This window comes from uncultured Helcococcus sp., from assembly GCF_946998255.1.
Lineage (GTDB): Bacteria > Bacillota > Clostridia > Tissierellales > Peptoniphilaceae > Helcococcus.
This window is the reverse complement of the sequence record NZ_CAMPYN010000003.1, coordinates 1-15,659: the sequence shown is the minus strand read 5'-3', so window position 1 is coordinate 15,659 and position 15,659 is coordinate 1. Positions and strand designations below refer to the sequence as shown.

Below are 15,659 nucleotides of genomic sequence, written 5' to 3'. Positions count from 1 at the left end.
GTTTTGTTTATGTGAATAGTTTCTTGTATACTTTTCTTAACCTTTTTGTAACTTTTATGTTATACTAATTGAAGGTAGGTAAGTATGATAAAATTTGAAAATGTAAAAAAATTATATGAAGACAACATTACAGCTTTAGATGATGTTTCTTTCCATATACATAAGGGCGAATTTGTCTTTATAACTGGAGCTTCAGGAGCTGGGAAATCAACTATTACAAAATTGATTTTGAAAGAAATTGATCCAGATGAAGGTCATATATATTTAGATGGTGAAGAAATTACTAAAGTTTCAAGGAGAATTATTCCTAAGATAAGAAAACAAGTAGGGGTAGTATTCCAAGATTTTAGGCTCCTTCCAAATAGGACTGTATATGAAAATATAGAGTTTGTTTTGGATGCTCAAGGCTTATCAAGAAAAAACAAGAAAAAAAGGATTAATGAAGTTTTAGAACTTGTATCATTAAAAGACAGGTCTAAGGCTTATCCAAATGAATTATCTGGTGGTGAGATGCAAAGAATCTCAATAGCAAGAGCCTTATCTATTAAACCTAAGGTGCTACTGGCTGATGAGCCGACAGGAAACCTTGATCCAGATACAGCCTGGGAAATCATGAATTACTTTGATGAAATAAATCAAAAGGGGACTACGGTAATCATAAATACCCATTCAAAAGAAATTGTTGATGAAATGAAAAAAAGAGTTATTACAGTTTCTAATGGTAAAATAGTCAGAGACTCTGTGGGAGGTTATCTAGATGAAATCTATTAGAAAATTCTTCAATACCTTTAAAGAAGGAATAAAAGGTATTTGGAAAAATAAAAATATGGGATTAATATCCGTTACTTCAACTTTCTTTACTTTATTTATAATAGGTATAATAACTATTATCACTGTCACAGTTAATAACATGTCCCTGCAAGTAGAAAGAAAAGTCAATGATGTTGAAGTTTATATAGTAAATGAGGCTTCAAAAGTAGATATTGAAAACTTAAGGACTAAAATTGACTCTATAAACATAGCAAAAACAGTTGAATTTAGGTCATCAGAAGAGGCCTTAGAATTAATGAAAAAATCTTGGGGAAAAGATGCCCATCTTTTAGAAAGTGTAGATTATGAGGGTCTTTTACCTGCTTCATTTATAGTTAGTTTAGAAAATATTGAAGAAGCTGATGAATTTGTAAATGCTATAAAAGATGAGAATATCGTAGAAGATATAAACTATTATAATAAGCTAGTATCACAAATATCTAAAATCTCAAACTATACAAAAATATTTGGAACTATTTTAGTTTTAGTGCTAATATTTGTTTCAATTTTCATTATTTCAAATACTATTAAATTAACTGTATTTTCTAGGAAAAATGAGATAGCTATTATGAAAAATGTTGGGGCTACAAACTCATATATAAGAATACCATTCTTAATAGAAGGAGTATTCTTTAGTGTACTAGCCTCCGGCTTGAGTTATTTAGCTGTATATTTCCTATATAAATTTATTTATGAAAATTTCGCAAATAAATTATCGGATAACTTATCAATACTAAATTTAATAAGACCTAATTTATATCAATTGCCATTATTATATATATTTATGGCTTTGGGTCTGGGTATTGGTATTATCGGATCAGTATTTTCAATAAGAAAGTATTTATTAGATAGAGAGGTTAATTATGTTGACTAAAAACACTAAGAGAAAAGTATGTGCTTTAGCTTTAACAGCATCTATTGTATTGTCTGGTCAACAAGTCTATGCTACAAATAGTTTAAATAGAAATTTGCAGGATAGAAAAAGAAATTTAAACCAGATAGAAAATAAAATAAGCAATGAAGAAAAAGAGATCAATACTTATAAAAATAGAATAAAGAGTAGAGAAAGCGAAAAAGCTGATGTAAACTCAATCATATCCAATCTATCTTCAGAAAAAAATGCTTTAGAAGATCAAATCAAAACATTGAATGAGGACATTCAAGTTACAATAAATGCTATTTATCAATTAGATACACAAATAATTGAAATAAGTAATGAAATAAAATCTAAAGAAGATGAAATAGAAAATATTAAAAATAGAATTGAAGAAAACACAACACTTTTAAGAGAAAGATTGAGAATATCTTATAAAATTGGTGATGCAGAAAAAGTTGAAATCTTATTGACTTCAGAAGATATAACAGATTTTTTAAGTAGAAGTAAGATGATTACAACAATCACTGAATTTGATAAAAAACTTATAGAAAGCCTTAAAAAAGACAAGGAAAGACTTGATGCCTTATTAGTTGAGTTAAAGGGTGATAAAACTTCACTTGAAATATCTAAGGATAATAGTGAAAAAGAAAAGCTTTATTTAGAAAATCAAAAATCTGCTCAAAATATTTTGCTTGATAAAGTTAAAGAAGAAGAAAGTGAAAAATATGAAGAGTTAGCAAGTATTAATGACGAAATCTCTAAATATCAAGAAGGTTTAGATGAAAGATTAAAAGAAAAATCTAAGCTTGCTAATCAAAGAACTGAGTTAAGTTCAGAAATTAGAAAAATAGAAAATGAAATAAGGACTGAAGAAGCTAAAATTAGAGCTGCTGAAGAGGCTAAAAGAAAAGCTGAAGCTGATGCAGCAAGAAGAAGAAAACAAAATGCTGAATCTAGGTTAACAGATGCAAGTGATAGGTATGGAAGTGTTAATAATAACTATAAGTTTTCAGGACAATTAGCTTGGCCTACAGCTGCTACAAGGATAACATCATACTTTGGTCCTAGAAGAGCTCCAGTTGCTGGCTTATCTAATTACCATTGGGGGTTAGATATTGCAGGACCAGCGGGGACGCCTATATATGCCGCTGAAAGTGGAGTTATAGAGAGAGTTAATTATCCATTCCCAAATCAAACTTATGGTGGTCTATATTCTGGTAGTAACAATTATGTAGTTATCAGGCATTCCAATGGAATATCAACAGCTTATTTACACATGAAATCAATAAATGTATCGGTTGGACAAAGTGTTTCTAGAGGACAAATTATAGGAACTATGGGATCAACAGGATATTCTACAGGACCTCATCTTCACTTTGAAGTTAGGATAAATGGAAGAAAAGTAGATCCACTACCATACATTAGATAGGATGAATAAAAGGGTATTGATAAAAATCAATATCCTTTTTACTTGTTTTAATTTAAAGAGTGAGATTTCTTATAAGTGGTATAATATATAGATATAGTGTTGAAAGGAAGATGTAAAAATGAATAAAAAAGTTAAAGGGATAACATTGGCTCTAATACTGGGATTAGTTAGTGTCTTTAGTTTTGGATTAGGAAAATATTCAAGAAGTTTTGATAATAATGTAGGTGTAGATAGTACTATATCTAATGAAAAGATTTTAACAAATATAGACTCTATAGTTGATAATATTGATAAAAACTACATAGGTGATATAGATAAAGAGAAGATGGAAACTGGTATTTATAAAGGAATCCTATCCTCACTAGACGATCCTTATTCTGTTTATTTCAATGAAGAAGAGTTTAAATCTTTGATGGAAGATACTCAAGGAGAATTTGGTGGTATAGGTATACAAGTTACCGCATCTTCAAATGGATTTATAGAAGTTGTAGCACCGATTAAAGACACACCTGGAGACAAGGCAGGTATACAACCTGGTGATTATATCACTCACATAAATGGAGAAAAATTTGCTGCTGAAGATTTAGAAAAGGCGGTAAAGGTTATGAGAGGTGAAGCAGGCAGTGAAGTTAATATAACCCTCCTTAGAGGTAAGGGTACAGATCAAGAGGTCCTTGATTTAGAAATAAAAAGAGAGATAATCAGTGTACAAACAGTTCATTCTAAAATGCTAGAAGAAAATATTGGATATGTTTTACTTACTGGATTTCAAGAAAAATCTGCCAAAGATTTTATCGCAGCTGTTGAGGATTTAAAGGCAAAAGGAGCAAAAAGTTTAGTCTTTGATTTAAGAAACAATCCAGGCGGATTGCTTAATGTTGCTCAAGAAATAGCCGATTATTTATTAGATGATGGAGTTGTAATATCAGTAAAATATAAAGATGATAAGAATAATGAAGAAATTCGTAGCAAAGACGGAAAGATGGACTTGCCTATGACTGTCCTTATAAATAAAGGGTCAGCTTCTGCTTCAGAAGTTTTATCTGGTGCCTTGCAAGATAACAATAGGGCTAAGCTAGTTGGGGAAACAAGTTTTGGTAAAGGTGTTATTCAACAGATTTATCCTGTATTTAACAATGGGAAAAAAGAAGGAATCAAATTGACTGTTGCTGAATTTTTCACTCCAAATGGAAATAAAATTCATGGGGAAGGAATAAAACCTGATTATCCTGTTGAATTATCTAAAGAAGTTAAAATTATTGGTCCAGAAAACATTGAAGAAGATAAACAATTAAAAAAAGCTATAGAATTATTAAAATAAAAGGATTATAAATGACTTTATTTAATTTACAATCAAAATATACTCCTATGGGAGACCAGCCAAATGCTATAAATCAATTGGTGAAGGGATTGAAGAATGGAGATAAATTTCAGACTTTAAAGGGTGTTACTGGGTCAGGTAAAACTTTTACCATGGCTAATATAATTCAAAATTATGAAAAACCAACCTTGGTGCTGGCTCATAATAAGACCTTAGCCTATCAATTGTACCAAGAGTTTAAAGAGTTTTTCCCGGAAGATAGGGTTGAGTACTTTGTATCTTATTATGACTATTACCAACCAGAAGCCTATGTTTTTGCAACTGATACATATATAGCAAAAGATTCTTCTGTTAATGATGAAATTGATAAGATGCGACATTCTGCTACAGCTTCCTTGTTTGAAGGAAGAAATGTAATCATAGTATCATCTGTTTCTTGTATATATGGACTAGGAGATCCTATAGATTATGAACACATGATGGTTTCATTGAGACCAAATACTGAAATTTCAAGAGAAGAGGTCATGAAAAAATTGATCAATATTCAATTTACAAGGAATGATATTGATTTTTCTCGTGGTACCTTTAGATTAAGGGGAGATGTTTTGGATATCTTCCCAGCTAATGCTACTGAAAATATGTACAGGGTCGAATTTTTTGGAGATGAAATTGATAGAATTCTTGAAGTGAATTCTCTTACAGGGGAAGTTTTAAGTCAATTAAATCATATTATGATTTTCCCAGCATCTCACTATGCAACTTCCAGGGATAAAATCAATGCAGCTGTAAAATCAATATCAGAAGAATTAGAAGAAAGACTAAAAGAACTTAAGTCTCAAAACAAATTATTAGAAGCTCAGAGATTAGAACAAAGAACCTTGTATGATATAGAAATGTTAACTGAAGTTGGATTTACATCAGGTATAGAAAACTATTCTAGACATTTATCACAAAGGGCTCCAGGTTCTAGACCATATACCTTACTAGATTATTTCGATGATGACTGGCTTTTATTAGTTGATGAGTCTCATGTAACCATACCACAAGTAGGTGGCATGTATGAGGGAGACAGGTCAAGAAAACAAAATCTTGTAGATTATGGTTTCAGATTGCCATCAGCCTTAGATAATAGGCCGTTAAAATTTAATGAGTTTGAATCTTTAATCAACCAAGCTGTATTTGTATCAGCAACTCCTGGAACTTATGAAAAAGAACATCAAACTAGACAAGTCGAACAAATAATTAGACCTACTGGTCTTTTGGATCCTTTGGTGGAAGTTAGACCTACAGAAAACCAAGTTGATGATCTTATGAATGAAATACAGGCTAATACTCAAAAAGGTTATAGGACTCTGGTGACTACTCTAACTAAAAGGATGGCGGAGGACTTAACTGATTTCATGAAAGACTTAGGAATTAAGGTAACCTACTTGCATTCTGACATAGATACTATTGAAAGGGTTGAAATTTTAAGAGACCTAAGATTAGGTAAATATGATGTTTTAGTAGGAATTAACCTATTAAGAGAGGGGCTTGACCTACCGGAAGTTTCTTTAATAGCAATTATGGATGCTGACAAGGAAGGTTTTTTAAGGTCTGAAACTTCACTAATACAGACTATAGGTAGGGCTGCTAGGAACGCAGAAGGTAAAGTCTTGATGTATGCAGATACTATTACTAAGTCTATGAAGCAAGCTATGGATGAAACTGCTAGAAGAAGACAAATACAAGAGAAATATAATGAAGACCATGGAATTGAACCTAAATCAATATTGAAAGATATTACAGATATTACAACTGTATCAATGGCAGCTGAAGATGAGGTTGAATTTGATACAAGTACAAGTTCTGTATCATCTGAACAACTCCATGAGATAATTGTTAACCTAGAAGAAGAGATGATGAAATCAGCTGAAAGCTTAGACTTTGAAAGAGCAGCAGACCTAAGAGATCAAATTCGAAAGTTAAAAGATGAATATGGAATATAAAGGAGAAAAATGACTTTAGATAAAATTATAATCAAGGATGCCAAAGCTAACAATCTTAAAGGAATCGATTTAACTATTCCTAGGGATAAGATGGTAGTTTTCACCGGTTTATCCGGATCAGGAAAATCATCATTAGCCTTTGACACTATTTATGCGGAAGGACAAAGAAGATATGTAGAATCATTATCTTCATATGCTAGACAATTTTTAGGTCAGATGGACAAGCCGGATGTTGAATCAATCGAAGGTTTATCGCCTTCTATATCTATTGACCAAAAAACTACCAATAGAAACCCTAGGTCTACTGTTGGAACTGTTACTGAAATATATGACTACCTAAGACTATTATATGCCAAGGTGGGTATTCCACATTGTCCAGTTTGTGGTGAAGTAATCCAAGCCATGACTGTTGATCAAATGGTTGACAGGATAATGACTCTAGAGGAAAAGACCAGACTGATGCTTATGTCTCCAGTTGTGACTGGTAAAAAAGGCGAGCATAAAAAGTTGCTTGAGAATATTAAAAAACAAGGATTTATGAGAATAAGAGTCGATGGTGAAGTTTATGACCTATCAATGGACGAAATTGAATTAGAAAAAAATAAAAAGCATGATATAGAAATCGTGGTTGACAGATTAGTTGTGAAAGAAGGCTTAGAGTCAAGACTAAGCTCCTCTTTAGAAACTAGTTTAGAAATGTCGGATGGACTGGTATTAGTTCACCTGGTAGATGGTGAAGACTTTACAATGTCATCAAGTTTATCATGCCCAAATGGTCATATGTCGCTTGGAGAGATATCACCAAGAATGTTTTCTTTTAATGCTCCTTATGGCGCATGTGAGGAATGTGACGGTCTCGGATTTCATAAATCAATAGATCCTGAATTAGTTATACCTGACTATTCTTTATCCTTGTCTGAGGGAGCTATAGTGCCATACAATACTGCAAAGCCAGGCTCATATTATTATGAAATTTTCAACAATTTGCTTAATATAAATGGCTATAATGAAGAAACCCCCTTTAAAGACTTGCCAAAGACGCTAATAGATGAAATTTTATATGGAGCAAAAAATTCTATTGAAGTGTCTTTTGATTCTCATTTCAAATCATCTGGTAGAGATAAAAAGCGTATCCTTTGGGAAGGTGTTGTTGAAAACTTATCTAGAAGGTCTAGACAAACTATGTCTAAGGCTATGAAAGATAAAATTGAAGAATTTACTTCTGAAATAGTATGTAAATCATGTAATGGTAAAAAGTTAAAACCTGAAATTCTTGCTATTACTATAAATGAAATGAATATTATTGACTTAACTGATATGCCTATTAGAGATTCATATGAATGGGTTAAAAAATTAAAATTTTCAAAGGCTGACCAAAAAATTGCTGAACCAATATTGAAAGAAGTCCTAGCAAGGTTAGAATTTTTAATAGAGGTTGGCCTAGATTACTTGACCATGTCAAGATATGCAGGAAGTTTATCAGGTGGTGAGTCACAAAGAATTAGACTTGCGACTCAAATTGGGGCAGGTTTAGTAGGAGTTGTATATGTTTTGGATGAGCCAAGTATAGGTCTTCACCAAAGAGATAATGATAAGCTTTTAGCTTCTTTGAGAAACCTAACAGACTTAGGAAACACTTTGATAGTGGTAGAACATGATGAAGATACAATGAAAGAAGCTGATATGATTGTAGATATAGGTCCAGGCGCAGGTTTGCATGGTGGAGAGATAGTATTTCAAGGTACTTATAATGAAATATTAAAGGCTAAAAATTCTATAACTGCCGACTACTTATCAAAGAGAAAATTCATTCCAGTTCCTGAAAAAAGAAGGGAAAAAACTGGTGAAATCAAAGTTAAAGGAGCTAAACATAACAATTTAAAAAATATAGATGTTAATATTCCTTTAGGTGTACTTACTGTTGTAACTGGTGTTTCAGGATCAGGAAAATCATCCTTAATTAATCAAACTCTCTACAATGGTCTAATGAAACATTTGCACCATTCTAGGTATCCTGTAGGCGAAAACGATGGAATTGAAGGAATTGATACCATTGATAAGGTTATACAAATAGACCAAAGCCCTATAGGAAGGACGCCAAGGTCTAACCCTGTTACTTATACAAAGGCCTTTGATGCTATAAGAGATGTTTTCGCTATGACCAATGAAGCAAAAATGAGAGGTTATGACAAGGGAAGATTTTCCTTTAATGTCAAAGGTGGTAGGTGTGAACACTGTAAGGGTGATGGAGTGATTAAAGTAGAAATGCACTTTTTACCTGATGTCTATGTACCTTGTGAAGTTTGCGGTGGTAAGAGGTATAATAGGGAAACCTTGCAAGTTAAATACAAGGATAAAGACATATCTGATGTCCTTGAAATGACTGTTGAAGAAGGATTAGAATTTTTCAAAAATCATCCACCTATAAAAAGAAAGCTTCAAACCTTATATGATGTAGGTTTATCTTACATTAAATTAGGCCAACCATCCACAGAATTATCAGGTGGGGAAGCTCAAAGAATTAAACTATCTACAGAATTATCAAAGCAATCGACAGGAAATACAATTTATGTATTAGATGAGCCTACTACTGGCTTGCATACAGCAGATATTCATAAACTAGTTAAGGTTCTTGATAGGTTGGTTGATCAAGGTAATACAGTAATAGTTATTGAACATAATTTAGATGTAATAAAAATAGCAGACCACATAATAGACTTAGGACCAGAAGGTGGTGACGGAGGTGGTCACATAGTTGCTGAAGGGACGCCTGAAGAAGTGGTTAAAGTAAAAGAATCATATACGGGTAAATATCTAAAAAAATATCTATAAAGAATTTTATTTAATTTATTTTATTCTTATTTGTTGAAGATAAAGTAAGAAAACAATCACAAATTAATGAAAATGTTTCAAATGTTAATATTTTTTAACTTTTAAGTGAAAAAAATATTGACATTTGTCTTTTATAGTGATATATTGTTTGAATACTAAATATAAAACAAAAATGGATAAGTGGGCCAATTTTTGTTTTTTGTGTTAGAAAGTTCTGTTACTAAACGGCCAAAATCCGATGAATATACCAAATGAGAGGTGGCATATATGAATAATCATACAATTATGTATGGTAAGAGAGAAAGAGAAAGTTTTTCAAGAATTGCTGAAGCTTTAGAATTACCTAATTTGTTAGAAATTCAAAAGGGTTCATATAAATGGTTCTTGAAAGATGGTATAAAAGAAGTGTTCGATGACATTTCACCAATTTTAGACCATTCTGGGAATATTCTTTTACAATTTTTAGATTATAAATTTGATGAAGAACCTAAATATTCTGAACAAGAATCTAAAGATAGGGATGTTACATACTCAAAAAAAATGAGGGTAAATGTACGTCTTATTATATTAGAAGATGGAAAACCAAAAGAGATAAAAGAACAAGAAGTTCTTATTATGGATGATTTTCCACTTATGACTGAAAATGGGACATTTATTATAAATGGGGCTGAAAGAGTTGTTGTATCACAATTAGTAAGGTCTCCTGGTGTTTATTATAGTGAAGACTATGATAAAAATGGTAAAAAGACTATTTCCTCAACAGTTATACCTAACAGAGGAGCTTGGATAGAATATGATACAGATGCATATGGTGCTTTAACTATAAGAGTTGATAGGACCAGAAAATTGCCAGCCACAACCTTTATGAGAGCTTTGGCCTTTGATACTACAGATGAAATAATTGATGTTTTTGGTGAGTCTGAAGTATTATCTGATACCTTAGAAAAAGAAGTTTCAAGAAATAAAGATGAAGCTCTTATTGAAATTTATAAAAAATTAAAACCTGGTGATCCTGCTTCAGTAGAAGCTGCAACAAGTTTATTAAATAATTTATTCTTTGACCCTAAGAGATATGACCTTTCAAAAGCAGGAAGATATACATTCAATAAAAAACTTGCTATTAGAAATAGGATAAGAGAAAAATATGCAGCAAATGACATCATAGACGAATATGGTGAAATATTATTAAATAAAGATGAATTTATTAGCTTAGACAAGGCTATCGAGATTGAAAATGCAGGTATAAATTCAGTAGATATTAAGTTGAATCCTGAATCAGAAGAAATTACAAGAGTAGTAGGGAACAACTTTGTATCTATAGAAGTGTTTGATGAGTTAAAAGATTTGGATTTAGACCTTTCTGCTTTAAGAATTTCAGAAAAAGTACACTATCCATCAATGGTGGACTTAATCGATAAATTCACAGATGATATGTCTGATAAAGACAAGATAAAATTATTAGTTGATAATAGAGAATTAATTTCTCCTAACACTGTTATTTTAGATGATTTAATAGCATCATTCTCATACCAATTAAACCTTTACCAAGGAGTTGGCAAAATTGATGATATAGATCATTTAGGTAACAGAAGAGTTAGATCAGTAGGAGAATTATTACAAAACCAATTTAGAATTGGTTTATCAAGAATGGAAAGAGTAATCAGAGAAAGAATGACTACTTCTGATATTGATATGCTCACTCCACACAACTTGATAAATAATAGACCAGTTTCAGCTGCTATTAAAGAATTCTTTGGTTCTTCACAATTATCACAATTTATGGACCAAACAAATCCAATCTCTGAATTGACACATAAGAGAAGATTATCAGCTTTAGGACCAGGTGGTTTATCTAGAGATAGGGCTGGTTATGAAGTTAGGGACGTTCATACTTCACACTATGGTAGAGTATGTCCAATTGAAACACCTGAAGGTCCAAACATTGGGCTTATAACTTCTTTAACAACTTATGGAAGAATTAATGAATATGGTTTTATTGAAACACCATATAGAAAAGTAGACAAAGGTACAGGTAGGGTAACAGATGAAATTCATTACCTAACTGCTGATGAGGAAGATATTTATATAAAAGCTCAAGCTAACGAGCCTTTGGATGAAAATGGATACTTTATAAATGAAAGAGTTTCATCTAGAGGTATCAACGGTGTTAACGACTTATTCCTTAAAGAAGATATTGATTACATGGACGTTTCACCTCAACAAATAGTATCAGTTGGTGCAGCCTTGATACCATTCTTAGAAAATGACGATGCTACCCGTGCTTTGATGGGGGCAAACATGCAGAGACAAGCTGTGCCTCTATTAAAAGCTGAATCTCCAATCATAGGTACAGGTATTGAACATAGGGCAGCTAAAGACTCTGGAGTTGTTGTGGTCGCAAAAAGTTCAGGAACAGTTACTTATGTAGGTGACGAAAGAATCGAAGTTAGAAGAGATAAGGCTGACGAATTTGGTGCTAAAGTGGATGAATATAGCATCCTTAAATTCAAGAGAGCCAACCAAGGTACAACTATAAACCAAAGACCAATAGTAAAAGTTGGTGACCATGTAGAAGCTGGAGATATCATAGCTGATGGTCCTTCAACAGATATGGGTGAATTGGCCTTAGGTAAAAATATCCTAATAGCCTTCATGACATGGGAAGGTTACAACTACGAAGACGCCATGTTATTAAGTGAAAAATTAGTAATTGATGATGTTTTAACATCTGTTCATATTGAAGAACATACAGCAGAAGCTAGAGAAACTAAACTTGGACCAGAAGATATTACTAGAGATATACCTTCAATAGGCGAAGATATGAGAAAGAACCTTGATGAAGATGGAATCATAAGAATAGGTGCTGAAGTTCAAGCTGGTGACATCTTAGTTGGTAAGGTTACACCTAAGGGTGAAACTGAACTTTCTCCTGAGGAAAGACTATTAAGAGCAATCTTTGGTGAAAAAGCTAGAGAAGTAAGAGATACTTCATTAAGAGTTCCTCATGGTGAAGCTGGGGTAGTTGTTGATATTAAACATTATTCAAAATCAAAGGGAGATGAATTATCTCCTGGTATTAATGAGGTAATAAGAGTTTATATAGCAACTAAGAGAAAAATCTCAGTTGGTGATAAGATGTGTGGCCGTCATGGTAACAAAGGTGTTGTTTCAAGAATAATGCCTGTTGAAGACATGCCATTCTTACCAAATGGTGATCCAGTTCAAATAGTTTTAAACCCACTAGGGGTTCCTTCACGTATGAACATTGGACAAGTTTTAGAAGTTCACCTAGGTCTAGCAGCTAAAAAACTAGGTTGGAGAGTTGCTACACCAGTATTTGATGGTGCTTCAGATAAAGATATTGAAGAAACATTAGAAAAAGCTGGCTATGACAAGACAGGTAAGATTAGATTACGTGATGGTAGAACAGGTGATGAATTTGAAAATCCTGTTACTGTAGGTTACATGTACATGCTGAAATTACACCACTTAGTTGATGAGAAAATTCACGCAAGGTCTACAGGTCCTTACTCACTAGTTACCCAACAACCATTGGGTGGTAAGGCTCAATTTGGTGGACAAAGATTTGGTGAAATGGAAGTTTGGGCCCTTGAAGCTTACGGTGCCGCACATACCTTACAAGAAATGATGACTGTTAAGTCAGACGATATAAATGGTAGAGTTAAGACTTATGAAGCTGTTGTTAAGGGTGAAAACATACCTGAACCAGGTACGCCTGAATCATTTAAAGTTCTAACAAAAGAACTTCAATCATTAGCCTTAAATGTTACCTTGTTGGATGAAAACAACCAAGAAGTTAAATTAGCTGAAAATACTGAAGAAATCGATGATTTCCGTCAAGTTGAACGTATGGCTGATGAAGAGAAAAAAGATCAAGTAGAGCAAGAAGAAGACCAATCATTTATTAAGTAAGTTCGAGAAAGGAGCACTTCTTAATGACAAGTTTTACATCAATACAAATTGGCTTAGCCTCACCAGACATGATCAGAGATTGGTCAAGAGGAGAAGTTAAAAAACCAGAAACTATAAATTATAGAACATTAAAACCTGAAAAAGAAGGTCTATTCTGTCAAAAAATATTCGGACCAGTTAAGGACTATGAATGTGCTTGTGGTAAATATAAAAGAATAAGATACAAAGGCGTTATATGTGAAAAATGTGGTGTAGAAGTTACCAAGTCAAAAGTTAGACGTGAAAGGATGGGGCATATTGAACTTGCTGCTCCAGTATCACACATTTGGTACTTCAAAGGAATACCATCTAGGATGGGACTTTTACTAGATTTAAGTCCTAAGTCTCTAGAAAAAGTTCTTTATTATGCAAACTATATTGTACTTGATCCAGGTACAGTTGAAGGATTAGCTTACAAACAAATTCTAAGTGAAAATGAATATATGAACCTATATAGGGATCATGGTGATGAATTTGTAGCTGGAATAGGTGCAGAAGCCATAGGTAAACTTTTATCTGAAATAGATATGAATAAGTTGCATGATGAATTAGTTGAAGAAGCAGAGGATGCAAGTGGTCAAAAGAGAATTAGGATTCTTAGAAGATTAGAAGTAACTGAAGCTTTCTTAGCTTCAGGTAATATGCCTGAATGGATGATTCTCCATAACCTACCAGTTATTCCACCAGATATAAGACCAATGGTTCAATTAGAAGGTGGTAGATTTGCAACATCAGATTTAAACGACTTATATAGAAGAGTTATTAATAGAAATAACAGATTAAAGAGATTATTAGAAATTGGAGCTCCGGATATAATTGTACGTAATGAAAAGAGAATGTTACAAGAATCTGTTGACGCTTTAATTGATAATGGTAGAAGAGGAAGACCTGTAACAGGGGCTTCAAACAGACCATTAAAATCTCTTTCAGATATGCTTAAGGGTAAAACAGGTAGATTTAGACAAAACTTACTAGGTAAACGTGTTGACTATTCAGGACGTTCAGTAATTGTTGTAGGTCCAGAACTAGAAATTTACCAATGTGGTCTACCTAAAGACATGGCTTTAGAATTATTCAAACCATTTATTATGGAAAGATTAGTAGAGACATCTACAGCCAATAATATTAGGTCTGCTAAGAAGATGGTTGAAAGAAAAAATCCTGAAGTATGGGGAGCTTTAGAAGAAGTTATTAAAGATCATCCAGTATTACTAAACCGTGCTCCTACCTTGCATAGATTAGGTATTCAAGCTTTTGAACCAATTTTAGTAGAAGGTAAGGCTATTAAGTTACACCCTCTAGTATGTACTGCCTATAATGCGGACTTTGACGGTGACCAAATGGCTGTTCACTTACCATTATCAGCAGAAGCTCAAGCTGAAGCAAGATTGTTGATGATGTCAACAAATAATATCCTTGCACCAAAGGATGGTAAGCCAATTACTACACCTACTCAAGATATGGTTTTAGGTGTATATTATCTAACATCAGATTTTACATCTAAAGAAACAGATTACGTATTTTCTGATTACGATGAACTTATTAAAGCTTATGAAAACAAATTAATAAACCTACATTCAATTGTAGGTCTAAGAATTAAAAAAGATGATGAAGATAAGGGACAAATAGTTAAATCTACTGTAGGTAGATTCATATTTAATAATGAAATACCTCAAGATTTAGGATTTGTTGATAGAAAGAAAGACCCATATTCATTAGAAATAGACCAATTGGTTGATTCTAAAATGTTATCTAAAATCATCGATAAGTCATTCCATAAATATGGAAATATGAGAACAGCAAGATTACTTGACTACATCAAGAAAACAGGTTTCAATTATTCTACAAAAGCTGCTATATCAATAGGTATGGCGGATGTTACTATACCAGCTGAAAAAGCAAAAATAGTTGAAAGAGCTGATGAAAAGATTTTAGAAATAGAAGAATATACAGAAATGGGTATGTACACCGAGGAAGAAAGATACAACCAAGTAATTAAAACTTGGGAAGATGCTACTGATGAAGTTACAGATGCGCTAATGGAAGACTTGGACAAGACAAATACCATAGCTATAATGGCTAACTCTGGTGCTAGAGGTTCCATAAGACAAATTAGACAGCTAGGTGGTATGCGTGGTCTGATGGCTTCTACAACAGGTAGAACTATAGAAATTCCAGTTAAAGCTAACTTCCGTGAAGGTTTATCAGTACAAGAATTCTTTATTTCTACTCACGGTTCTAGAAAGGGTCTAACAGATACAGCCTTAAGAACTGCTGACTCAGGATACCTAACAAGAAGACTTGTTGACGTTGCACAAGATGTAATTGTACGTGAAGATGATTGTGGAACAAATTCATATATTGAAGTTTCAGATATATATGAAGGCAAGGAATTAATTGAAAAATTAAGAGATAGGATAGTTGGAAGAA

The 15,659-nt window shown here is 32.7% G+C and carries 8 protein-coding genes; all 8 read left to right on the top strand.

Going from position 1 to position 15,659, the window contains the following annotated elements:
* Positions 1 to 84: 84 nt before the first annotated feature.
* Positions 85 to 771 (top strand): cell division ATP-binding protein FtsE, encoded by a 687-nt coding sequence (ftsE, locus tag Q0U66_RS00620; RefSeq protein ID WP_297376386.1) that lies wholly within the window; start codon positions 85 to 87, stop codon positions 769 to 771.
* Entirely contained in the window at positions 758 to 1,684 is a 927-nt protein-coding gene (gene ftsX, locus Q0U66_RS00615) for a permease-like cell division protein FtsX (protein WP_297376384.1), read from the top strand. The genes ftsE and ftsX overlap by 14 nt, the downstream gene beginning before the upstream one ends.
* Positions 1,674 to 3,116 (top strand): peptidoglycan DD-metalloendopeptidase family protein, encoded by a 1,443-nt coding sequence (locus Q0U66_RS00610; protein ID WP_297376382.1) that lies wholly within the window; start codon positions 1,674 to 1,676, stop codon positions 3,114 to 3,116. Before ftsX ends, Q0U66_RS00610 begins: the two co-directional genes overlap by 11 nt.
* Before the next feature lie 118 nt (positions 3,117 to 3,234).
* Positions 3,235 to 4,437, top strand: a complete 1,203-nt coding sequence (locus tag Q0U66_RS00605) for a S41 family peptidase (RefSeq protein WP_297376380.1) — start codon at positions 3,235 to 3,237, stop codon at positions 4,435 to 4,437.
* An 11-nt stretch (positions 4,438 to 4,448) separates the two neighbouring features.
* Complete coding sequence (gene uvrB / locus Q0U66_RS00600) at positions 4,449 to 6,425, top strand: excinuclease ABC subunit UvrB (RefSeq protein WP_297376378.1); 1,977 nt, start codon at positions 4,449 to 4,451, stop codon at positions 6,423 to 6,425.
* A gap of 9 nt (positions 6,426 to 6,434) precedes the next feature.
* Positions 6,435 to 9,257: an excinuclease ABC subunit UvrA gene (uvrA, locus tag Q0U66_RS00595; protein ID WP_297376376.1), complete on the top strand. Its 2,823-nt coding sequence runs from the start codon at positions 6,435 to 6,437 to the stop codon at positions 9,255 to 9,257.
* A 267-nt stretch (positions 9,258 to 9,524) separates the two neighbouring features.
* Complete coding sequence (gene rpoB, locus Q0U66_RS00590) at positions 9,525 to 13,190, top strand: DNA-directed RNA polymerase subunit beta (protein WP_297376374.1); 3,666 nt, start codon at positions 9,525 to 9,527, stop codon at positions 13,188 to 13,190.
* A 23-nt stretch (positions 13,191 to 13,213) separates the two neighbouring features.
* On the top strand, positions 13,214 to 15,659 hold a 2,446-nt coding region (rpoC, locus tag Q0U66_RS00585; protein WP_297376372.1), incomplete at its 3' end, for a DNA-directed RNA polymerase subunit beta'.

Coding starts and splice junctions, on each gene's coding strand:
- ftsX (WP_297376384.1), top strand. CDS start 758: ATGAAATCTATTAGAAAATTCTTCAATACCTTTAAAGAAGGAATAAAA.
- Q0U66_RS00605 (WP_297376380.1), top strand. CDS start 3,235: ATGAATAAAAAAGTTAAAGGGATAACATTGGCTCTAATACTGGGATTA.
- uvrA (WP_297376376.1), top strand. CDS start 6,435: ATGACTTTAGATAAAATTATAATCAAGGATGCCAAAGCTAACAATCTT.
- rpoB (WP_297376374.1), top strand. CDS start 9,525: ATGAATAATCATACAATTATGTATGGTAAGAGAGAAAGAGAAAGTTTT.
- ftsE (WP_297376386.1), top strand. CDS start 85: ATGATAAAATTTGAAAATGTAAAAAAATTATATGAAGACAACATTACA.
- uvrB (WP_297376378.1), top strand. CDS start 4,449: ATGACTTTATTTAATTTACAATCAAAATATACTCCTATGGGAGACCAG.
- Q0U66_RS00610 (WP_297376382.1), top strand. CDS start 1,674: ATGTTGACTAAAAACACTAAGAGAAAAGTATGTGCTTTAGCTTTAACA.